The sequence below is a fragment of the Nostoc sp. S13 genome, assembly GCF_029379315.1.
Taxonomy (GTDB): Bacteria; Cyanobacteriota; Cyanobacteriia; order Cyanobacteriales; family Nostocaceae; genus Nostoc.
The window spans coordinates 1-23519 of the sequence record NZ_JAQYWQ010000109.1; the positions used below are offsets into that span (position 1 = coordinate 1).

Annotated in this window: 18 protein-coding genes and 1 pseudogene; 7 read left to right on the plus strand and 12 right to left on the minus strand. The window is 43.2% G+C overall.

Translation table 11 applies throughout. The features are described from left to right. Positions 1 to 50: 50 nt before the first annotated feature. A complete protein-coding gene (locus PUQ00_RS25695) occupies positions 51 to 1511 on the minus strand; it encodes an NACHT domain-containing protein (protein ID WP_300422051.1) in 1461 nt (486 codons plus the stop codon). A 219-nt stretch (positions 1512 to 1730) separates the two neighbouring features. On the opposite strand from PUQ00_RS25695, the gene PUQ00_RS25700 reads away from it, so the two are divergent. Next, positions 1731 to 1919: a hypothetical protein gene (locus tag PUQ00_RS25700; protein WP_300422052.1), complete on the plus strand. Its 189-nt coding sequence runs from the start codon at positions 1731 to 1733 to the stop codon at positions 1917 to 1919. 503 nt (positions 1920 to 2422) lie between these two features. Here PUQ00_RS25700 and PUQ00_RS25705 read toward each other — a convergent pair. The 7 genes and pseudogenes from PUQ00_RS25705 to PUQ00_RS25735 form a co-directional block, all read right to left on the minus strand. Continuing rightward, positions 2423 to 3178 carry a choice-of-anchor K domain-containing protein gene (locus PUQ00_RS25705; RefSeq protein ID WP_300422053.1) on the minus strand — a complete coding sequence of 252 codons (756 nt, stop codon included), beginning with the start codon at positions 3176 to 3178 and terminating at the stop codon, positions 2423 to 2425. 360 nt (positions 3179 to 3538) lie between these two features. Beyond that, positions 3539 to 5752, minus strand: a complete 2214-nt coding sequence (locus PUQ00_RS25710) for a tetratricopeptide repeat protein (RefSeq protein WP_300422055.1) — start codon at positions 5750 to 5752, stop codon at positions 3539 to 3541. Positions 5753 to 6007: 255 nt separating this feature from the next. Beyond that, a complete protein-coding gene (locus tag PUQ00_RS25715; RefSeq protein WP_300422056.1) occupies positions 6008 to 6193 on the minus strand; it encodes a ssl1498 family light-harvesting-like protein in 186 nt (61 codons plus the stop codon). A 78-nt stretch (positions 6194 to 6271) separates the two neighbouring features. Further along, the gene (locus PUQ00_RS25720) at positions 6272 to 6403 is read right to left on the minus strand and encodes a histidine kinase (protein ID WP_300422058.1); all 132 of its coding nucleotides are present in this window, start codon (positions 6401 to 6403) and stop codon (positions 6272 to 6274) included. A gap of 3 nt (positions 6404 to 6406) precedes the next feature. Then, positions 6407 to 8380, minus strand: coding sequence for a glycine oxidase ThiO (gene thiO / locus PUQ00_RS25725; protein ID WP_300422059.1), 1974 nt, complete (start codon positions 8378 to 8380; stop codon positions 6407 to 6409). Between the two features lie 119 nt (positions 8381 to 8499). After that, positions 8500 to 8898 (minus strand): hypothetical protein, encoded by a 399-nt coding sequence (locus PUQ00_RS25730; RefSeq protein WP_300422061.1) that lies wholly within the window; start codon positions 8896 to 8898, stop codon positions 8500 to 8502. 17 nt (positions 8899 to 8915) lie between these two features. Continuing rightward, positions 8916 to 9255 (minus strand): annotated as a pseudogene (locus PUQ00_RS25735) (2Fe-2S iron-sulfur cluster-binding protein). Between the two features lie 75 nt (positions 9256 to 9330). Here PUQ00_RS25735 and cimA point away from each other — a divergent pair. Then, the gene (cimA, locus tag PUQ00_RS25740; RefSeq protein WP_300422062.1) at positions 9331 to 11022 is read left to right on the plus strand and encodes a citramalate synthase; all 1692 of its coding nucleotides are present in this window, start codon (positions 9331 to 9333) and stop codon (positions 11020 to 11022) included. A 512-nt stretch (positions 11023 to 11534) separates the two neighbouring features. Here the strand turns inward: cimA and PUQ00_RS25745 are convergent. Beyond that, a complete protein-coding gene (locus tag PUQ00_RS25745; RefSeq protein WP_300422063.1) occupies positions 11535 to 11768 on the minus strand; it encodes a hypothetical protein in 234 nt (77 codons plus the stop codon). A 160-nt stretch (positions 11769 to 11928) separates the two neighbouring features. Between PUQ00_RS25745 and PUQ00_RS25750 the strand changes: the two genes are divergently transcribed. Continuing rightward, positions 11929 to 14133, plus strand: a complete 2205-nt coding sequence (locus PUQ00_RS25750; RefSeq protein WP_300422064.1) for a flavin-dependent dehydrogenase — start codon at positions 11929 to 11931, stop codon at positions 14131 to 14133. An 89-nt stretch (positions 14134 to 14222) separates the two neighbouring features. Here PUQ00_RS25750 and PUQ00_RS25755 read toward each other — a convergent pair whose 3' ends face one another. Further along, complete coding sequence (locus tag PUQ00_RS25755; RefSeq protein WP_300422066.1) at positions 14223 to 15743, minus strand: hypothetical protein; 1521 nt, start codon at positions 15741 to 15743, stop codon at positions 14223 to 14225. A gap of 1010 nt (positions 15744 to 16753) precedes the next feature. On the opposite strand from PUQ00_RS25755, the gene PUQ00_RS25760 reads away from it, so the two are divergent. Then, complete coding sequence (locus tag PUQ00_RS25760) at positions 16754 to 18208, plus strand: aminotransferase class V-fold PLP-dependent enzyme (protein WP_300422067.1); 1455 nt, start codon at positions 16754 to 16756, stop codon at positions 18206 to 18208. On the opposite strand, the gene PUQ00_RS25765 is transcribed toward PUQ00_RS25760, so the two are convergent. After that, complete coding sequence (locus PUQ00_RS25765) at positions 18156 to 18317, minus strand: hypothetical protein (RefSeq protein ID WP_300422068.1); 162 nt, start codon at positions 18315 to 18317, stop codon at positions 18156 to 18158. The two genes, PUQ00_RS25760 and PUQ00_RS25765, sit on opposite strands and share 53 nt — an antisense overlap. Before the next feature lie 43 nt (positions 18318 to 18360). On the opposite strand from PUQ00_RS25765, the gene PUQ00_RS25770 reads away from it, so the two are divergent. The 3 genes from PUQ00_RS25770 (at position 18361) to PUQ00_RS25780 (ending at position 21888) form a co-directional block, all read left to right on the plus strand. After that, positions 18361 to 19686, plus strand: coding sequence for a sulfite oxidase (locus PUQ00_RS25770; protein WP_300422069.1), 1326 nt, complete (start codon positions 18361 to 18363; stop codon positions 19684 to 19686). A 283-nt stretch (positions 19687 to 19969) separates the two neighbouring features. Then, a complete protein-coding gene (locus PUQ00_RS25775; protein ID WP_300422070.1) occupies positions 19970 to 20746 on the plus strand; it encodes a sulfite exporter TauE/SafE family protein in 777 nt (258 codons plus the stop codon). A gap of 149 nt (positions 20747 to 20895) precedes the next feature. Beyond that, on the plus strand, positions 20896 to 21888 hold the full coding sequence (locus PUQ00_RS25780; protein WP_300422072.1) for an RNA ligase family protein: 993 nt from the start codon (positions 20896 to 20898) through the stop codon (positions 21886 to 21888). Positions 21889 to 21954: 66 nt separating this feature from the next. Here PUQ00_RS25780 and PUQ00_RS25785 read toward each other — a convergent pair whose 3' ends face one another. Continuing rightward, positions 21955 to 23454, minus strand: coding sequence for a hypothetical protein (locus PUQ00_RS25785; protein WP_300422074.1), 1500 nt, complete (start codon positions 23452 to 23454; stop codon positions 21955 to 21957). Between the last annotated feature and the right edge of the window lie 65 nt (positions 23455 to 23519).

Sequence of the window (23519 nt, forward strand, 5' to 3'; positions counted from 1 at the left end):
AAACCTCTCCGTATTCTCTCTTAGTCTTGTTCAGAAATCAAATAGGAGTCCTATAGATTTTGCAATGCCTCCTCTGATGATTGCTGGACAATAACAATTTCTCGATCCGTGAAATACTCATGAAATGTCAAATGGGAAAATGAATAAATCCCTTTTGCCCGTTCTACTAATAGTCCATGTTGGGCTTCAATTGAATGGAGAACCACCTCACTTTCTAGTTGCAATATTTCCGGGTCAGTATTGGCGTCTGGTAAATTGCGTATGTATTCTATAATGTATTGCTCTGCTGCTTTCTGCTTGAAGAAATAATCACTCTGCTCAAACGTAGTTAGGGCAATTTTACTAAGTAAGTCTTCCTTTCGTTGAACCGATAGCTTTTTGTAAATCTGGTAGCGCTGAATTCCCCGCTTGGCATCCCATTTTTTCAATAACGCATCCAGTCCTTCTTTATATAACTCAGAGCGATTTGCAGGAAAATCCCCTGACTCTTCAAATGCTAAACAAAGTAACGTCAGCAGCAGCGGACTTGCAGCAAGTTGTTTGATGCGGTTATTTTCTTCGAGACCTTTGATAAAAATCTCTGGTTTTACAGCTTTATCCTTAAACCAGTTATTGGTAAAGTTGAAAATTTGACCATCGTCAAAATCAGCAACTTCCACCTCTGTAAACTTCTCAAAAGTATACTCCTTTGCTGCAATCCGGCAGGTCATGACAAACTGATTTTTTGGGAAACGATCAGAAAACTCACGAATTTCCTTTAATACACGGTTACTATCCTCTTCTCTAACCTCATCCAATCCATCAAGTAAAACTAATGCCTTGCCATAGGTTAGTACATCTTCGATAGAAGAGATAGGATTTCTCGCTTCTTCACGGATGTATTGCAGTAATCCAGGTTTATTTGCTATTTCGGCAAAGTTTTTGAGGGTGACAAAAATCGGTACACGTTCAGCCTGAAACTCACCTCCAATACACTGAATCGCTAAATACTTCAAAAATGTAGTTTTACCTGCCCCTGGCTTACCCAATATCATCAGCTTGGAATATTTCTCAACCGCCTCCAGTCCTGGCACTCGTTTTGCAGTGATCCTCGTCAGTGTAAAGCGGTCAAAATCCTCTTTTGTACATTCTTGGAATAATTCATTAATTCCTAACCGTTGCTGTCCAGTGATTTTCTCTAATATATTGACGCTGGTGTAAATGTCATTCAACCCGATAGGTTGAGTAATATCTAGCACCCGCATTGTGCCGCAGCGTTCTAAGATGCTGGGTTTTATCTTTTCGCGTACCTCTTGCACGATCGCATCAATATCAATGCTGTTGTCTTGATTTACCTCTGGTTCACTAGCTGGTTCAGCAATTATCTCTTCCCACTCTAGGTCTAGCCTGTCGCAAATCTGGACAAAGAGATTGCGGTCAACAGGTTTACCTGTAAAGAACTTTCCGATCGGCTGGCGAGTAATTCTTAAATCTTCAGCTAATGCTTTCTGAGTTAAGGAACAGCTGATCAAAACTCTTTTTGCTTTTTGGATACCTTCAGGAGAACAGGAAAGCGATCGCCCGGACATAACCTAACCACTACACTTTTGCTGATTCTAACTGTCAATTTGGCAACTCATCCTCATCGCATACACAAGTCACTCATATCACAAGCCTGTATTTAAGCCTACAACAACCACCTGCCTGTAAAGCTAGGGATGTAGTGATTCAAACGATTTGGGAGTCGGTAAATGTTATCCAAGAAATTTCCTTCAAGAGATGAAGTGCTGGCTGTTGTAACGCTGATTATGGTGATTGGTTCTCTCACTCTTGCAGTTATCAACGAAAAGAGTCGCCCTCCATTTCTCGATTTAACAAAATTTGCTGTCGGTACATATATTGGATTGTTGATACCTCGGTCAAAGTCAAGCGATGTCTAGGACGGGCTACGCCTACGCAACTAGCCAAACTCGAATTATATTTTGGCGATTAGAAGTCGGACAACCATAAAAACGAAACCCGCCAGCGCGGGTTTTAATTTTCAAGAGATTTTACGAGTCATCTTGAAAGGGTTAGTCCGATAAATTTTTGATGCGATCGCAGCAATTCTTGTGCTGGGTTAAAATTTATTCAATTACCATTAACAAATATGAAATATAGGGGTATGTAGCGGTTTTCAATTGCGTGGATACTGGAGCCAGATGGACGGGTTAACAGACTTGAGTCAACTGGCGTAGTGTTCGTCAAGCTTCCCGCAAATACGAGAACCCCTATAAACCTCATATTGAAGCCGGAAAATTCCCTAGTTTGACTTCTCTATCGGCTAAAAGCCGTTCGCCCTAGCATCTCGTTAGAGATGGGATTCTTGACACCTAGAGCCGTACTGAGTCAAACAGCTTCTAACCACTTGTACCGAAGTACTCGTGCTTACATAAGAATTCAATCAACCCTGCCCTTGTGTTTCATCAACGTCGCCGGATTTTTTCCGAGATATCAGGTATATCCCTAGCAGGAATAGACCCGCGACTGTTGCAGGTTCGGGTACGGTTTTGATTTTGGCGTAAATAGCTGTTGTAGTTGTGGCTCCTTCAAGAGCCTTAATACCTATCTGGTTAACGTCTGGATTAAAGCCAGTTAGCTCAAGCGTGTATTTATTGCCCTCAAAGGTGAAACTGCGATTACTCAAATTTGTGTCTATAAATACAAAATCTGTACTCTTTTCAGGATTTGTTGGTTCGTTCAGTGTATTTACTAGATGCAACTTGAAGTCAAAAACTTCGCTGATTCCAGTGGGAGGGCTGAAGGATACATTGATATTTAAAGGTACAAATTCAACGCTTGTACCTTCAAATACCGTTCCATTAAAGTAAGTTAAATCACCTATTTTGAATGCTGAGTTAATGTCAGTTGAAAATGAACTTCCATTAAAGGTTAGTTTATTTTGGCCTGTTATTGTACATCCACTAGGAGTATTTGGACTTGATGGACACACATCAGAATCACCCCAATTAAATGTGTTGCTTCCAACACCTGTATATATGGGACTGGTATTTATACTTCCTGGAGTAGGTTCTCCCCATGTAACACTAGAGATACCAGAAAGAGTGAGAGCATCTGCTTGACCAGAGAAACCAAATCCTGTGGTCGCACTCACAAAAAAACTAGATATAGCAGTAGCAAAAACCAAACTTAGTTTCATAACTTAGGTTTCAATTCTTATCCTGGAGCATCTCTCAACTTGGTTTCCAGTTTACGTTAGTAAGTTTATGGAAAACCCGCCAACATCTTATTGTACTTTTTATAAAATATTTATATATAAAAAAATATCTTGATGAAGAATTTATATTTATGAATCGGACTTTATGGATTCTTCAAATATCTGACTACTTTATAATTGGTAAAACAGTAATTGCGTAGGCATAGCCCGTCGTAGACATCGCTACTTTACTTGGTTCCCCGATTAATTATCAAGTTGATATCAAGTTGCCTTGAGAAAGAAACGGGAAGAATAAAGAACTTTTTCCCATACGGTATAGAGCAAGTATTGTTAAATTATACTTTATAGTTTTGACAAAATCTCTGGCAACAACTGACCAGGAACTTTAGATAAAGCCAAATTTTGTCCCTGTATCCCTAATTCATTATGAAAAGCACGAATAGTTTTCACCACATAAGTGAAGGTTGTTTGATAAGCCTCTGGTTGTTTACTTAATCCGTTTAAGGCTTGCAAATGGTTATCTAATGCAACTTCTAAGTGTTCAGAACGTGTTGCTTTCTCGCCATTAAAAGACTTATCTATTACTAGCTGATAATGGGCTAGTCCCAGATTATTATAAGAGGCAAACAAATCAAAACTTAAAGCAGTACCGCTAAGTGAGTGAGCCAAGGCTATGGCTTCTTCGTAAGCGCTGATACATAGTTGCAGATACTTTTGTCGTGCCTGTTTAGTTGTCTGAGATAGATTTGCTAGATGCCAGTAAGCAGTACCCAGATTATTTTGTGTAGCGGCGCAGGCGCTGGGAACATTAGCTGGAGTGCGATACTTGAGAGCTTCGTTATAAACATCTATAGCTAGCTGGAGATTTTCGGCAGGTTGTTCGTATCGTGCCAGATTCCAACAGGCAGTGCCTATGTTGTTTTGAATCATGCCATACTTGAGCGGTTCCTCTTCGGGGTTATAGTGTATAAGTGCTTCGTTGTAAGCTGCGATCGCTTTCTTTAAATGCACAATCGGTTGATTGTATTGCCCTAGATGCCAGTAAGCAGTACCCAAATTGTTCTGGCAAGCCGCATACTTTAATGAGTCCATATCAGCTGTACTGTAGCTAAGTGCTTCACTGTAAGCTAAGATTGCTTGCTGCCAATTTTCAGATGGGTGAGAAAAACGAGCTAAATCACCATAAGCCGTCCCCAAATTATTTTGCACACGAACGTAAGTTTCCGAATGTGTCTGAGGCGAAATCATCTTTAACGCCAACTGATAAAATTCTATTGCCTGCTCTATATAAGTTTGCCCCTCCTCAGAATTGGGTGGTGTGCGGTATAGCATCCAATAAAGTGTACCCAAATCATTCAAGATATCTGGGAGTTGCGGTGAGGTTTCGTCATAACTAATTGCCTCCTGATAGGCAATAATTGCCACCATCAGGTTTTCTAAGGTTGACTCTCCTTGCTCAATGCGAAGACGGTATAAGCTCCCCAAGCGATGATAAGCTTCTGCTAGTACCTCGCCTGAAACTTGCTTTTGGTGTAATTCTTCAATCTCCAACAAAATCTGCTGCGGTTGTAAGTAATTCTCTGTATCTTCAGCAATATTTGTGTTGATTGTTGCTATTACTAGCTCAGTTAACTCGCTACTAATATGAGATAAAGACGACAGCGATTGATTATTAGTCCCACTACCAGACCTATTAGTAGATTCCTGCTGCTGTGGCGCAGTCTTCAATAAATCTATTGCTGACGGCGAAGCTTCTTGGATTTTGTCTACGCTATTCCCTTGCGTTTCTGCCAGAAAATCAGAATTATTCTCAAACTTTAACTCGCTGGCTGCGGTTCTGAGTTCTGCTTGGATAACTGATTCATCTAGAATCGACTGCTCAACATTCCCTAAATCCAAGCTTCTGGAACTAGAAAAACGTTCTGGATAGCCGGAATTCTGAGTCGCTGGTGTGGGTTCTCCGGCAAACACAAATAGGCCAGTACGGCAACGCCAAAACTGTGGTGCTGATTGCTTGATAGCAGATAACCAAGGACGCGGTATCCACAGTAGCAAGTTAGATTCTAGAAATCGGCTGGATTCTTGTGTAGATAAATATTGTTCGCTTAAGCGGAGATAGTGCAAAAATAACCGTTGTGTTGCCACTGGTTGCTTAGTTAGCTGTTCCACACCCACTATCTGAAATGCTGGTATTGGAAAAGGTCTTCCTGGGGTATCTTTTGATGCCCCAACAATTGGCGGTGGATAATTTATCAACCATTGATTTATCTGAACGAGGGGATTGGGATCATTTAAATTCAAACGTAACGTCACTAATCGCGGATAAGCTGGAGTGCTATTTTCCTGGGAATTTGATGGCTGATATAGCACTTGTCCAACAGGATAAGCCAATGTAGAATGCAAACGGGCCGCTACTTGATTTCTTAAGTGTAAATCATCACATACGGCTAAAAAAAGTTGTCGTCGTAAGCCAAGACTGAGGGCAAGTTTCAGGCGGTGGTATACTTGCCGATTCCAAGCAAAATTATCATTGTGTACAATATCATTCACGCTCATGGCGGCTAAAGAGCTAAAACACAGTATGTATCACCTATTTGGGCGCATCAAAGTGGGCTAAAAATCTCATAATGAAAATGATTTTTAATTCGATGTTATGTGGCTCAGGATAAATTGAGCCTTCAGTCTAGAAGAATAAAAGAGTATATAATTATACTTTAATTGCTAACTCAATTTTAACAAAAAATAAAAAAGCAGGCCCCTTTTGAAATCGGAACCTGAAAAACTATAAAGATGAAATTTTATTAAAATATTTTATACTCTACTGATTTGGGAAACAAAGAAGGCGACTATAATCAAGCCCCCAATCAAAGCTGTAGCGGCGATTCCTAGTAAGAGGTAAGTTCGTTTTTGCCCTTCCGTGGGAGGTTCTGCTTGATAAATCTTTGGTTCGCGGGCAAAATTATTCAGAAGACCGCCTTCTTCGTTTGTATAGGGCATGAATTAATTCCTTTATCTTTATTGTTCATTTAATGTTACATAACTACTAGATCGGCTCTCAAACTGCTAGACAAATCGTTACATTGGGCATTGGGCATTGGGGATTGGGCATTGGGCATTGGAGATTGGGCATTGGGCATTGATTATTCCCCTTGTCCCCCTTGTCCCCCTTGTCCCTCTATTCCCCATGCCCCATGCCCCATGCCCCATGCCCTAACTAGTAATCGTCCCAGTCAGAGGAGAACTAGGACTGGCGTAATCTTTGATCGGCATCCTGCCAGCAAGGTATGCTAGACGGCCGGCGACTGTTGCTAAATTCATGGCACGAGCCATTGCTGCTGGGTTTGGAGAAAGAGCGATCGCACTATTAATCAACAAGGCATCTGCTCCCAATTCCATTGCCTGGGCGGCTTCTGAGGGTGAACCAATACCAGCATCTACCACCACTGGCACACCTGCATTTTCAATGATGATTTGGATGTTAGCAGTTGTTTTCAGCCCTTGTCCAGATCCAATTGGCGATGCCAAAGGCATTACTGTAACACAGCCTACTTCTTCTAACCGCTTGGCTAATATGGGGTCAGCGTTGATATAAGGCAATACTGCAAAGCCTTCTTTGACTAGTTGTTCTGCTGCTTGCAGCGTCCCAATCGGATCTGGGAGTAAATACTTAAGGTCAGGTATTACTTCTAACTTGACGAAGTTATTATCTTCCTGTCCTAACAATTTCGCCATTTCTCGCCCCAAACGGGCTACCCGAATCGCTTCTTCAGCAGTTTGACAACCAGCGGTATTTGGTAACATCCAAATTTTTGTCCAATCTAAGGCTTCAGCTAAACCTTCATGTCCAGGAGCCTTGGTTTGTACCCGTCGGACTGCTACGGTGACAATCTGGCAATCGCTAGCGGCGATGCTTTGCTGCATTTCCTCAATGCTGCGATACTTCCCTGTTCCCGTCATCAAACGAGATTGGAAGGTTTTGCCAGCGATAATCAGTGGGGAGTGTTGGGGGGATATAGCAGGGTGATGCCCGTTGGAGAAATTGGCAGAGTGAGTCAACATTGGGGTGGAGGTAGATGGCTTGGATTGGAAGCGTGAATAGTGAAAATCAGCAAGTAGGGGGTCAGACTTTTGTGACAAGATTAAATCGGCAATCAATGCGGCTGTTACGGGCGCAAGTAGAATCCCGTTGCGGTAATGACCAGTAGCAAGGGTTAAATTTTGACAGTAGCTGGTGCCAAGGATAGGTAACTCATCAGGGGTGGCTGGGCGAAATCCCCACCAGAATTCCTGGATAGGATAATGCTTTAATTGGGGATACAGCCGGATGGCAGCTTGTAGTAATTTTTGAATACCTTCTGGGGTGTTGTCGGGGATGAAGCCAACGTCTTCGCTTGTTGCCCCAATAATAAGCCGATCGCGTCTCGGTACGATGTAAATATCTTGTCCGAATAAAATCCGCTTTAAGGGCAATTCTGGCACAAATTCCGGTATCCGCACACTCAGCATTTGTCCTTTTCTGGGTACCACGGGTAGTGGTAATAATTCATTTGACCAAGCACCTGAAGCTAAAACATAGTGCGCGGCGCGAATTATTCCAGCATTGGTTTGCACGCCAACCACTTGTTCTTGCTGCTGTAAAAATGCTTCTACTATAATACCGTCTTTGAGTTCAACACCAACAGACTCAGCCGCCGTCCACAATACGTGAGCTAGAGCCTTATTATCAACTTGTGCGTCTTCAGGATACCACCAGCCACCAACTACTTCTGCTGCCAATCCTGGCTGATATTGATGAATTGCCTCTTTGTTTAACCAGTAAGCCGGGGATGAAGGGGATGAGGGGGATGAAAGAATTAATTTCTCTCCCCCTACTCGCTGCCCCCCTGCCTCTTCAAAGACGGGTGCGAGGATACCGCAGGGACGGTAGCCAGTATTTAAACCGGTTAGTTCTTCTAATTTGCGCGTCCAGTCTGGATATAAAGCACGCGATCGCCAACACAAGGAACGCATTGCCCCATGCGGGATGTTTTCCGCATCTGGTGCTAACATCCCGGCGGCGGCGTGGCTAGCCGCAGCCTGGAAGTGACGACAAAGCACGGTAACACCTGTCCCGCGCAGTTTTAGTTCAATGGCGATCGCTAAACCAATAACGCCGCCACCAATAATTACAATCTCACTAGTCATTAGTCATTAGTCATTAGGCATTTATCATTAGCCATTTATCATTAGTACATAACTAATAACTCATAACCAATAACTCATAACTTATAACTTATAACTCGTAACTAAAGACGGATCTATCGTTACCACAAGGCGCGAATTGGTTCGTTGCCTTGATTTGTATTGCTGGATGGCGTGTCTGTTCCTGAAGTATCTGTACTGCGGTCTGTTGTACTGTCAGCAGGAGATGTTGAGTCATCGGCAGGATTCTGGGCAACGCTACTCCTCTTGTCAAGTCTTGGGGCGACAATACTGCGTCTAGTTTGGTTTGTTCCAGTTGTTTCGTTTCCTTCATTTGCAGTTTCATCATTCTTACTGCCAGCACTGCTATTAACATTGATATTAGCTGGCAGAACTTTTGCTGCTTTGCTACCGGGATTGTTAGCGCTTTGTACGCCCATTGGAAAATTGATGCCCAGTAATGTACCAAGCAGAATGGCCAAACCTCCAGCCATTAAAATTAAGGGTGTCCATCTACCCATCTTCTCTTAACTCCTTTTTAACCTTTTGGTGTCCACACTATTCGAGAACCTTGTCCCCAAAATCCATCAAACCTTGTCACTTTCACATCGCCTAAAACCAGAGTTTGACAGTTTCTTAAGCAAATCTGTTGTAGGAGAATGGGGAGGAAACGAACGTCGTGCTCGATCACGCCAATTCGCTGCTGATACTTTGCCCTTTACCTTAACCGTACAAGCACCACAACTGCCAAGACTCCGATAGTTTATTACCTTAGCACCGTAATTGTAGAGGTCAATACCATTTTGCTGCAAAATTTTTCGGAGATTGCTTCCCTGTTCGCACTCAATTGTTTTACCTTGAGCTAGTATCTTAGGCATTTTTAAATTGCCAAACTGGCATTTTGTTGTATATTGACACATTGCCTCGAAAGTTGTCTCGTCGGTCTCAGTTTTATGACCAGAAATTCCTTACCTCAACTTTGGCTCTATGACACTACACTACGTGATGGCACTCAGCGCGAGGGGCTATCAGTATCGATAGAAGATAAGTTACGCATTGCCAAGAGACTCGATCAACTGGGAATTCCCTTCATTGAAGGCGGTTGGCCTGGTGCCAATCCCAAGGATGTACAATTTTTCTGGCAACTCCAAGAAAATCCTCTCAAACAAGCTGAAATTGTCGCTTTCTGTTCGACTCGACGCCCGAATACCACTGCGGCAACCGAACCGATGTTACAGGCAATTTTGGCTGCGGGAACTCGCTGGGTAACGATTTTTGGCAAGTCTTGGGATTTACACGTTACAACCGGACTCAAGACGACATTAGAAGAAAATTTGGCGATGATTAGCGACACAATTGAGTATCTCCGTTCTCAAGGTCGTCGGATTATCTACGATGCCGAACATTGGTTTGATGGCTACAAGCACAATCGGGATTATGCTTTACAGACATTAGAGGCGGCGATCGCATCTGGTGCTGAATGGCTAGTCCTCTGTGATACCAATGGCGGCACTTTACCCCACGAAATTAGCCAAATTGTTCAAGATGTGGTAAAGATGACTGGGGCATGGGGCATGGGGCATGGGGCATGGCGAACTGGGAAAGAATTTACCCAATCACCAATGCCCAATCCCCAATTCCCAATGCCCAAAATTGGAATTCATACTCATAACGATTCGGAAATGGCGGTTGCTAACGCAATAGCCGCCGTTATGGCAGGGGCAAAGATGGTACAGGGGACAATTAATGGTTACGGTGAACGTTGCGGAAATGCTAACCTCTGTTCGTTAATTCCCAATTTACAACTGAAGGCGGGTTACAGTTGTATCACAGAAGACCAGCTCACACAACTTACAGAAGCTAGCCGTTTTGTTAGTGAAGTGGTCAATCTCGCGCCAGATGAACACGCCCCCTTTGTGGGACGTTCGGCTTTTGCCCACAAGGGCGGTATTCATGTATCAGCCGTAGAACGTAATCCCCTAACTTACGAACATATTCAGCCGGAACAAGTCGGGAATTCTCGCCGCATCGTGATTTCCGAACAGTCTGGACTCAGCAATGTTTTAGCCAAAGCCCGCAGTTTTGGCATTGAACTCGATCAGCAAAAGGCAGAGGCTAGAGAAATTCTCCAGCGCCTCAAAGACTTGGAGAGTGAAGGATTTCAATTTGAAGCAGCAGAGGCCAGTTTTGTACTGTTGATGCACGAAGCTTTGGGAGATCGTCAGCAGTTTTTTGAAGTCAAAGGTTTCCAAGTCCACTGTGACTTGATTGAGGGGAAAGAAACTAGCAATGCTCTAGCTACAGTCAAAGTCGCTGTTGACGGGAAAAATATTCTGGAGGTGGCGGAAGGTAATGGCCCCGTTGCCGCTTTGGATGCAGCTTTACGCAAGGCTTTGCTGAATTTTTATCCCCAAATAGCAACCTTTGATTTGACAGATTACAAAGTGCGGATTCTCAACGGACATACGGGCACTGCGGCAAAAACCCGTGTGTTGGTAGAATCAGGCAATGGCCATCAACGCTGGACGACGGTAGGAGTTTCCACCAATATTTTGGCGGCTTCTTATCAAGCGGTGGTGGAAGGATTGGAATACGGTTTGTTGTTGCAATCCCAAGCAGAAGCTGTTTTGAAAGCTTCTAGTTGACAAAAAACGTTATGTAGTGTAGGCAATTGACATTCTGTTGTCGATGAGAAGGTAGCCGATCGCTCAACTGACTTGTGTGCCAAAAACATTTATTCTGCTAATACCAATTTGAAAAATGATTGCGATAGATGGATTGCCCAAGAGCTTATGCACTAACTTTTTTACAATCCAAAATCTCAAATCTCAAATCCAAAATGGTATAAGGTGTCGAGGCACTGCTCTTTGAGCATGAAGATTGCTCGAAAAAGAAGACCTCTGGTGCAAACCAAGGGTCTTTCCGTTTCAGAACGTTGTAAAATTCATTAGCAACGTAAAACGCTGATATGGTTAATTTAGTGGCTTTTGTGCCATGAATGCCAAAATACCAACCCAATAGCTAATCCCATACTGTTAATTATTGTTAACTCCTATACCTAAAATGCGTAGGCGCAGCCCGCCGCAGGCATCGCCAATATTTAGGTGCAGACCGAGAAATCTAATCCTGCGACAACAACTTCATCCTATGCAAGATTTTACGAGAACTTTTCCCAGGATTGGGCAACTAATTGGCTCAACCAGCGACGTTGTTGCTGATCCAGCAGTGGATCATCTGCTAGCAACTGAGCGGTTAATTCTTCCAAAGATTGACCCTGAGCGCGGACAATTCTAATTACTCCAGCGATCGCACTAGCAACTAGTTCTTCATCAATCGGCTGTTGTCGCAAGGCAATAATTTCCTGGGGACTGTCTGGAATGGGATAATTCATGGCGTGGGTTTACAGAAATACAAAATGAACAATAACTTTGACAAACTCTTAAAATTTCTTCACTGAATCTTTACGAAACTAATAGGGCGGAGTGTACCTTACTTTGTGCCTTCATGAAATCTGTCTTAGTGAGTAGATTGAACGGAGATGTCAGGAAAAGATGAGAGAAATTCTTTATTTAGAAGTTCCAACTCCAGATATCGCAACTGTGCGTAGCTGGTTACAAACAGACTTTGAACCCGGAAATGGAGAAAAAGTGCTTACCTCGGAAGGCTTTCGCCTCAAAATCCCTACTGCAACTACAACTGCTACCGGGGCTATTTCCGAAAATTTACCTGCGGAACTTTCGGTATTTGTCTGGTCGGTGCAACGAACTACCTATCTGAAAGTGTTTCGTTGGGCAGAACAACCCTTTCCCAGTGAGGGACAAATTCTGCAACGCCTAACCAAAGAAATCAGAAGCCGTTTTGGACATCATTACCCAGAACCGCCAGCAATTGATTTATCCCAGCAATCGATTTTTGCAGCGCTAGGCTCTGTTTACCCCCTCACCGTCAAGTATTTTCAGAAAATGCCCAACGGTGAATATGACCTAACGCGTGCCTATTGGTGGGAACAACGATGGCGCGAAGGGGTACGGAATCCTCAGCAGCCGAAGCAGGTTGTGTTTTCGGATATCAGAAGAGCAGGGGAACAGGGGAGCAGGGGGAAAATAACCAATGCCCCATTCCCAATGCCCAATGACGCCAGTCGCCTCAAGTCGGGAAACCCGCCCACGGCGCTGGCTCCCCAATGCCCAATGCCCCATGCCCAGTACGACATCATCTACATCGGCGGCGCACTAGGTGCGATTCATGCAGCACTGATGGCAAAACTGGGATATAAAGTTCTGCTAGTGGAACGAATGCCCTTTGGGCGGATGAACCGAGAATGGAATATTTCCCGCGATGAGATTCAAAGCTTAGTTAACCTGGGTTTAGTCACTCCCACTGAGTTAGAAACGATCATTGCCAGGGAATACAAAGACGGATTCAATAAGTTTTTTGATGCTAATAATCCATCAAAACTGCGATCGCCCGTCCTCCACACACCCACAGTCCTAAATTTAGGCTTAGATTCCGAAAAATGGCTCCAAATGTGTGGGCAAAAACTGCAAGCGGCAGGCGGTGAAATTTGGGATCAAACAGAGTTTATCCGTGCAGATATTGATATATCACAAGTACTTCTGAAAGTCAAGCACTTACCAAGTCAGCTTGAGAAGCAAGTAAGTGGACGACTGCTAATAGATGCAATGGGAACCGCGTCCCCCATTGCTTGGCAATTAAATGGTGGTCGGGCTTTTGATAGTGTATGTCCGACAGTGGGAGCGGCAATTGAGAGCGGATTTGAGCCGGGGGTGTGGGATTCCCAATATGGAGACGTTCTTTACAGTCATGGGGATATTTCGCGGGGAAGGCAGTTGATTTGGGAATTGTTTCCTGGAGCAGATGATGAACTGACGATTTATTTATTTCATTACCACGAAGTCAATCCTGAAAATCCCGGTTCCTTGCTAGAGATGTACGAGGATTTTTTCACGATTTTGCCAGAGTATCGCCGGTGCGATATGGACAAATTGGTGTGGAAGAAGCCGACATTTGGGTATATACCGGGGCATTTTAGTGTGGGAAGTAGCGATCGCACAGTTGCCTTTGATCGATTGATTGCGATCGGTGATGCGGCATCACTCCAGTCTCCCCTGGTTTTCACCGGTTTTGGTTCCCTAGTTCGTAACTTAGAGCGCTTAACAACACTGTTGGATACTGCTCTCAAACATGACTTGTTGAGTTTGCGACACTTGAACCAAATTCGCGCCTACCAAAGCAACGTTTCAGTGACTTGGCTATTTTCCAAAGGGATGATGGTGCCCACAGGGAAATTTTTACCACCGCAACGGATTAACTCGATGCTCAATACCTTTTTTGGGCTGTTGGTAGATGAACCTCTAGAGGTAGCAGATAACTTCATCAAAGATCGGTGTGATTGGTTAACATTTAACCGCCTAGCACTTAAAGCAGCTAGCAAAAATCCTGCCTTACTTTTATGGATTTGGGAACTTGCTGGGCCTAGGGATTTACTCAGATGGCTTGGTAGTTATTTCAACTTTGGTCGTCATGCCCTGATTAGCGCTTTGCTGAGTCCGTGGTTCGGGCGCTTCTTGAGTCGGGTAGGTTTTTGGCTGGAACCCCGGAATCCGGGATTGTGGCTGTGGCTGTTGGCAATTAATTATGCGATCGCCACAGGCAAACCGCGATCGCGCAGTCAAGTAGCAAAAGCCAGCCCAGAAGCCATAATTCCAAAGTCAGAAGCAAGGATTCTTAATTAGTCATTGGGCATTGGGCATTGGGCATTGGGCATTAATCACTTAACTCCAAACTCCTGTACAGACGCGATTAATCGCGTCTCTTCCAGCTATTACCCCTTGGGGCGAAAATTCGGCAATTCCACGGATGCTAATGACTTACGCCCCTTGGGTGGACGCTGGGGATAAACCACCGGTGAAGGTGAATTGCCATCATTGGTGTTATCACCTGATAACTCTGGGGAGAAATCAGTCGCCGACAATTCTACCTGTGTCAATTGTGAAACTTCTGACCAATAATCTTCAGTTTCTTCAACAGGCGTCTCGGTGTGAGGTGAAGTAGAGGAAACTGGTAAATTATTGGCTGGTGAAAGCACAGAATCTGTCATCCCAGAAGTCGAGGTAGTTGCAGGAGGATTAATTTCTGCTTCCAACTGCTCCTCATCGTCTTCTAAGATTGTTGCTAAACTATCCCAGAGAGGCGGATTACTATCCACATCAGTTTTCGCAACAGGCGGTGGTGATGCAGATGCAGGTTGGGAGGTGAAAAACATTTGGATGAGACTATCTAATTGCTGATCTAAATTTGATGAACCCAAAGGTGAAACAGCTTCCGGTGTCTCTGGGGAATCATCAATTTTTGCAGCGGGGCTGGGTTCTGCTGGCGTTGGCGTGTCTTTCTTAACTGTCCAGTTCCAAGAAGATGATGCTGCCGGAGTGGTTTCATTTCTTTGAAATGGGAGTGGTGTTGAGGGTTCGCCCCAAGAATTATCTAGATTATCACTCAAGGATTCTGGTTCTGTTGACCAAGGTTGAATTGGCTGGGCGTTAGGAAACAAAGACCGAGCTTTTTTAGAGAATCTTCCTTGTCCACTAGTTATATCCTTGGGATGTTTTGCAGTATCCTCTAGCGAGTCATAGCTAGGAACGGATGTATCTAGACATTTTTCCAAAGCTGCTTTGAATTGGAGCGTCTGGCGTTGTTGTCGCATCAGTCTAGTACGTAACTCCCGACAAGCATTTTCTGATTGCAATAGCTGCTGAGACTGTTCGTTGTTGTTAGTGTGTAGCAACGTACATTCTCGCTCTAACTGGGCAAGGCGTTGTTGGCTAATTTGTAGCTGTGCTTTATAACTATCAATAAAAAGTTCCTGGCGTTGAACAGTTTGTACAGCAGTTTCTAATTGTTGAAATAGGGATTTTGTCTGTTCTTGAGCCGCAGCCAGTTCCTGAGTATGTTGGTTGAGCATCGACTCACTGACGCTGGAACGCGTTTTCTGCCACTGCAAAACCTTTTCAGACTCAGCTAGATTGTCTTTTAGCTGCTCCACTTGTTCATACAAGTTATTGTTAGCCGTGCGTAATTCTTCGTTCAATGCCAGCAGGTTCTGAAATTCCGAGTCAATAAGTGCTTGTTTGCCGCTTTCCGGCTCTGCAACCCAGTCCTGCTGGGTGGTATCTTTTGAAAATTGTGTATCTTCAGCTGGCATGAGGAGTGGCAGTTTTCTAACTGCCATATTGTCATTAGGCACAACTGAGTAAAACGGGCAACTCGCCTGTTCTGATTGTGGCGAATTAGCAGAATTTAGAGATTCGATCACAGCCCCCTTGTTTGAGGTGTCAGCTTCATTCATCACTCTTGACCCACCTGCTTAAAAATATTCAGCAGTGCTGGCATTAGCATTGCTTATCAACTGTGTCTAATCAGGGTTTGCTCTAAAAGCTAAGTTTAACTCTCTCCAAGCACCAGCAATTAATCATCAATTGGTGTTCCCCATTTTGGATTTAGACTGATGCCGTTATAACACTATGATGCTCTTCCCCGTCAAGAAGAGGATGAGGGGGAATTTAGTCCGCCTTTGGGGATAGACGGGAGAGAGGAGAAACCCAATACTTAAAAACTAAACTGTATTGGCTGATAAAGTTTTTTGATTAAAAAAACTTAGTTATCATATACTTTATTTTTTTAAATCGCGTATGTCTTAAGATATAAATTTAAATTGCTTCCTTGAATACATTTTTATACTGACTGATTTATTACTTAGGATTAATGTCAGTACAAGTATCTAGTATTTGATGATAATTCTGTAATCTTGAGCGATCGCTATTTAATGTCAGTAAACAACTAAGAGCTTCTGCCAGAACTACAATGTTATAAAATTCTGATAAATACGAATAAATACGCACAAAAATTCCTTAAGAGAGTAACAATTAGCCTAAGTAAATTAATAAAACTTTCTTAAAGAGTAATCTCAATTTAGTGCGGGCTTTTTTCTCGGTAAATACAGTCCTAGTAAGCAATTCCAGTCTTAGTTAGTCAAAAGCTTTTTCTATCAACTTGCCTTCAATGCGTGAAGTTTAGTTAATAACTACAAGAAGGTTATTTAAAGTATACTTAACTACTTATAAATATTTTTTACATTGTATATCTCAGCACGCTAAGAATATTTTAATCGAGCATTAATACGGATACGGTTTTAATTATTTTATTAAAGAATAATGTCAGTAGCCGAGTTTTCTACTAGTAATAAAGTAATTATAAAGACCATAATTACTGGCAATTGATCTGATTGTGGCGCGAAAGAAAGCGTTGTGGCAGTTAGGCTTATCCAAAAAATCCAAATTTAAAATAGGGGTGCTAAAAATGACTGACATACTTTCAATGGATGTAAAAATCAACCAAGAAGCTGCCCAATTACCGTTGTTTGCAGAAAATTGTGACAGCTTTTGGGACAAAGAAATCAGACCGTTATTTACAAATGAGTCTCTATCTTTCAAAGTGAAAACTCTTAACGGAAAGTATGTCAACTACGCCAACTTGGATAATGGAGCTACAACCACTCCCTTTGCAAGCCTTAAGCAGCATGTAGACGAGATGCTTGACACCTATGGCAGCGTGCATCGAGGTTCTGGGCAAAAGTCGATCATCACTACACGAGAATATGATGCCAGCCGGAACATCATTCGGGACTTTGTGGGGTCATCTTCAGACAACTATGTAATCTTTGCAAAAAATACAACAGAAGCAATTAATGGAGCTGCTACACTTTGGGCAAAAAAACCTGGAAAAATCTTAATTTCTGATATCGAGCATTCATCAAATCTGCTGCCTTGGATTACTAGAGACGAAGTTGTGCAATACAGAACCCAGCCGGATGGAAGCGTCAGTATCGCAGAAATTGAAGATATCTTCAAAGCACACCAAAATCGCCCCAAAGCCGAGCAAATTAAGTTAGTAACTATTACAGGTGCCTCGACAATTACAGGTTACAGACCCCCAATTTACGAAATTGCAGCTTTAGCACATCGGTATGGTGCCAAGATATTTGCTGATGTGTGTCAGTTAATTCAGCATGAACGAGTCGAGATGGGTGCAGATGATCACCCATGTCATTTAGATTTTGTGGCTTTCTCTGGACACAAGATGTATGCTCCTTATGGAACCGGGGTTTTGCTAGGGCCGAAGGAATTTTTTGATAGCTCCTACCCTTATCAAATCGGGGGTGGAAACCTGCCTTATATCACCAGAAATCTAGAGATCAAGCGTTTTTATACAGAACGGGCCCATGACCCTGGAACACCAAACGCAATGGGTGCGATCGCGATTGCCAAGGCGATTGAAATTATCGAAGCCCTTGGGCGCGATCGCATTGCTCAGTATGAACATTCTTTAGTTGAATTCACATATACACGGCTGGGGCTGATTCCGGGAGTCAAATTACATATCCCAGGAGATAATTTAGCCCATGTTATTCCCTTTGATATTGATGGCTTTGATGGACGCCTAGTGGCAGAGATTCTGGCACAGGAATACGGCATTGGGGTTCGGGCTGGGGCTTTCTGCACATACGAATATATTCGCAAACTCAAGAATGTTTCAGACGAGCAAGACTGCGAGATTGCCAAGGAAGTAGACAGAGGAATTACGCGCAACATTCCTAGTATTATCCGCGCCAGCTTTGCTGTATATAATACATTAGAAGATTGCGATCGCTTTATAAGTGCGATCGCTCACATAGCTAGAAACGGATTTGCTCACTATTTGCCTAACTACACACAAAATGAGATGACTGGTGTTTGGACAACGATACACAGTTAGTTTTTTCAGGGCATTGGGTATTGGGGATTGGGCATTGGGCATTGGGCATGGAGCATTGGGCATAGGGCATTGGGCATTGGTTATTAATTTTTCTCCCTGACTCCCTCATCTCCCTTATCCCCCCTGCTCCTTCATCAAGCCTGATTGTGTGTGTGTTAATTACGAATTACGAATTACAAGGAGGTAATAGCTTGAGCGATGAAAACCTCTTTGACCAGGAGGATTATCTACAGGCACGGGTTGATGAGTACATCTGGCAAAAAAGTACAGATGCAGGTATTTCGCGCCAGCGCTTTCTGCAAATACTAGCCACTATGGTTGGCGCAACAGCCATTGGAGCGTTAGCTAAACCTGCGCCTGCTCACAGTCAGGCAGCTGTTAAAACCAAGGGTAGTAAAATACTTAAGCCATTGCCACCAGGGTACATCTCTCATAGCCAAGGCACATTAGAGATGAACTGGGAAGCAATGTATGGGCGTGGTTATTTAGTACCAAATGATTGGTTCTATGTTCACAACCGCAGTACACCTTCCCCTTTTGACCCTTCTACATGGCGTTTGCAGATTCATGGAACTGGCGTTTCTGCCCCCTGCGAGTTCACTTACGATGAAATCATCGCCATGCCGTCCATCTCGGTAACTTGCGCCATTGAGTGCGCTGCTAATGGTCGGCGCTTTTTTGAAGAAGCTTACAACATACCACTCCCTGGAACACGCTGGAGGCTTGGAGCTATTGGTGTGGCTGAGTGGACTGGTGTACCACTTGGGATGTTATTAGAGCGAGCTGGATTGAAATCCACAGCAAAAGACGTACTTGTTGAGGGTGCTGATGTGGATTCGCTGGACTCAAAGGGGACAAATAAATCCAAGTTTAGCAGTGTAGTTCCGATCGCTAAGGCATTAGCAGATAACTCACTCCTCGTCTATGCAATGAACGGAGAACCATTACCTCCAGATCACGGTCAGCCATGCCGTGCCTTATTTCCTGGTTGGGGAGGAAATGCCAACGTTAAATGGATTGAGCGGATTGAGGTTTCCCAAACGCCGATATATACCCAGTGGGTGACGGAGCAGATGGTGCTGGTTGGTACAGACTACCCAGCGATCGCACCGTATAAAGGTAAGCTGATTACCTACCTAAATGTCAAGAGTGCCTTTGAGTTGGCTTGGCCAGCCACGCTTTCTGCTGGAACCCGCTTATTACGTGGACGTTCTTGGTCTGGGAAAGGAAAGATTGCGCGTGTGGAAGTTAGTCTGGATGGTGGCAAAACTTGGCAATTTGCACGACTCAGAGAACCAAATTTTTCATTTGCATGGGTACGGTGGGACATTGAATGGAACCCAATACCTGGGGAATATTTTCTCCAAGCTCGTGCTACTGACAATTTAGGTAATACACAACCGACTAAAGTTCCGTGGAATGATTCTGGATTGCTCTACGGTGGCATTGTTAGCCATCCGGTAACAGTACAAGGTTAATCACACCAAATCAGTTCTCTAGAAAAAGACCTATATAGGAATCGTATTTGATTTTTGAAATTATCTACGTAGGCGGGGAGTGGGGAGTAGGGAGTAGGGAATAGGGAATAAGGAATTAGGCTTTTCGAGTTGTACCGAGCTTTTTCAGAAATCAAATATTAATCCTATAGCAGTCATAAATCATTTATGAAAATCTTTATTTCTGCTTTCTCCGTGTTCTCTGCGTCTCTGTGGTTCGATTAAAAAACTATTTTTCACAACCCCTGCACGGATTGCTATATTTATGATTGATTTTAGTTGGTTGATTTTAGTGACTGGGGGTTTAATATCTGGAGTCATAGCTGGACTTTTGGGAATAGGTGGCGGTATTATTACAATTCCTCTTTTAGTCACACTAGGTTATACTCCCGTTCAGGCGATCGCTACTAGTAGCCTTGCTATTGTGATTACTTCAATTTCTGGAAGTTTGCAGAATTGGTGGATGGGCTATCTTGACTTTAAACGAGTAATTTATTTAGGAATTCCAGCTTTCTTAACTACTGGAATAGGTGTATATTTCGCCAATAAAATTCCATCCTATATAATACTATTTACATTTGGCATCATCCTACTCGCTAATATCTATTTGATTGAGCTTCGCAAGCAACTAGCCTTTAAGGAAAAAGAGAATACAGCCCTAGTATTTAACCCATTAGTTTCTAAAATTGGTACTGGGGGAGCAGCAGGAATTTTAGCAGGTTTATTTGGCTTGGGTGGCGGTACGATTATGGTGCCACTGCAAATGTTACTACTGGGAGAAGAAATTAAAGTAGCAATTCAAACTAGTTTGGGTGTGATTGTCATCACTGGTTTAGCTGCTTGTACAGGACACACATTAGAGGGAAATATTCTGTTTGTTCAAGGTATAGTTTTGGGATGCGGCGGTCTTTTAGGCGTTCAAATGAGTACTCGCACATTGCCCAAACTACCAGATTATACTGTGAGTTTGGTGCTTCGTATTTTTTTAGGAATACTATCAATTTATATTTTTTGGGAAGCTTGGATAAATTATCAACTTTAGCCTTGCTACGCCACTATAAGAGAGCCAAAGTCTAGATTTTCAAAGGTTTCAGCCTTAATTTGACACGTATGCACAGCTAGCTGTGCGCCCATACTGTGTACTAAATTTAGAGTTGTTCTAAAATCTATTTTGTTCAAAAGAGGTGAGCTATGAGTATTTTTAAAGTTGAAGTCGTCAAAATCAACAGCATTAATCCTCATCCCAATGCTGATAGACTAGATATTGCCTCTATTGAAGATATGGGGTATCAAGTAATTATAGTCAAAGATAACTTTCACCCTGGAGATTTAGCTTTTTACTTTCCTATTGATAGTGTTATTCTCGAAAACTTTTTAGATAAGTTTGGTATTCGTAACTACTACTCAAAAAAACTGCGTGCTGCCAAACTTCGCGGAATTTTTTCTGAGGGTTTGCTTATTCCCGTTGGTAATAACTTTATGGGAAATGTCGGAGACGACTACACGGAGTATTTTGGTGTAACAAAGTACGAATATCCAATTCCTCAAGGAATGAGCGGGGAAGTAGAAGGTTTTATTGGATATTACAAATTCCCTAGTCCAGAAAACCTGAAACGTTACAAAAACATCCTAATTGAAGGTGAGGAAGTTGTTGTAACAGAGAAGTTGCACGGAACTAACTTCACTGTCTTAGTTGATGCTGATGGCACAGCTAAAATTGGTAGCCATAATTACTTCTGGAAAAACAGCAAAGCCAACAAAATATTAGTTTATATTCGTGCTTACAACGAAAACGAAGCTTTCCAGAAACTTCCGCCAGCAACTCAGATTTTTGGCGAAATCTACGGCGTACAAGATATCAAATATGGCTTGAATAATGGCAATATTGGAATTGCTCTATTTGCTGTGCGTCGCGGCAATTATTTTCTCAATTACAGCGATTTTATGGCTTTTTGTGAGGAATTTGCTTTGCCGAGAGTACCTGTGCTTTATATCGGTGCTTACACTTGGGAAGCGGTGTCTCAGTTCAATAATGCCAATAGTGTAGTCAGTCCGAATTGCATCATGGAAGGCGTTATTGTGCAACCGATGATTGAGAAAACGCATCCAGAAATAGGTAGAGTAGTCTTAAAGTTGATTAGCGATCGCTATCTGCTCCGTCAGGATGGAACTGAACTTCATTAGGTTCAACTCGAGTTTTGGTGCGACCACCTTCACTGACCTTGCGAAATCGACTCACGAATTATTTTCTCAAGGTAGCCACCGGGGATGAAATCCCGCTAAGGGGAGTTGTTCTGGTTTAATTTCAACAGTTGCAGCATCAGCGATGGGTAACAGAGGCATTAACCATAAGCTACTGGTAGCGATCGTATCTCCATCATCGGTTTTCAAAGTGTTTGTGGGTAATGATGCTGGGGGGTTTGTCTGCGGTACTACTTGGTCAAATAACAAGCCCAAACCGTCGGCAGATAAACTCATTTGCACATTCCGTTGAGCCGGCGGCAGTACTAACAGTGGTTTCTGTTGCCCGGTTTTCAGGTCAATTGCCACCACATAAGGCTGTTCTATGTATTGTTCCTTGGATACTAGCTGTGTCAGCAAGCAGTACAGGGTGGGTGAGGCGATGTCAAATTGGCAGCTGAGAATTGAGCCTGTAGTTTTTAATAGCTGTTTCTGCACACCTTGGTTTGTCACCAAAAATAAATCTCGCGTGTAATCTGTATTAAACTTTACCATCGCTGCTTGAGAGCCATCTTTGGAGAAAGCCTGTACCAAACCAAACTGCGGCAGAAAATCTAGGGGTTTACTGGCATCACCTTGCAGTGGTAAAATCGCTGCTCCCTGTCCTTGGGCGACTGCTACGGCTTTACTATCTGGTGTAACCATAAAGTCTCCGCCCGGTTGGCTTTTTAGGCGTTTCGGGGCGGGTTTTTCTCCTGAAGCATCACTGGTTGCTGGCATAAACCATAGTCCAAAGTCGCCAGGATTAGTTTTGTTTCCCCTCTGGATGACAATAGTTTGCCCATCGGGTGATAAGTCAAATTTCAGGTTTTGATAATTTTTACTATCTAAAGTCAGGTCAACTTTGCCTCCGGCTTCTACTTCTTGTCCAGATTTAGCAGAAACGCCTGTTGTCACTGTATACAGTTGGGCTGAAAGTAAGTCTTGGTTGTTTGCAGCGCGAGCCGAAAATAAAATTTTTTCTCCATCAGGAAATGACTCAAAGTCGATTACTATCAGGTCTTTGGGGGTAAGTACCCTTTTTTGCTCTTGGGTTAAGTTGTAAAGAACCAATCGTCCCTGTTCTTCTTGATTGGTTCCGATGTAAAGGATGACGCGATCGCGTGTGCGGAAGCTACCAACAAAGGGCTGTATCACTCGATTTTTGCCCTCCTGCTCCGCAAACTTATCTTTGGCTCCCTGTAACTGCACTTTATAATTTGTGCCATAGGGTGCTGGTGTCACCAGTGTATAAACCATTCGCCGCCCTGCCCAACTGTATTTACCTGCTAAGGGTGGCTCGATTTTTAAGTTATCCTCTACGCTTTTTATTTCCATTGGGCGGCTGAAGCTGAGGGTAAAGGAGTTATCTTCTGCCCCAATTTGTTGATTTTGCCAGGTAAATTCCCGGACACGAGCAGTCACTACATCACCTTGCAATATGATTAACCCAATCAGCACACTCAGCAGTAGCATCAGTGCGATCGCTATGCGATCTAGTGGTTGGATAAATGCTTTAAATTTAGTCATTTGTCGTTAAGCATTGGGCATTGGGCATTGGGCATTGGGCATTGGGCATTGGGCATTGGGCATTG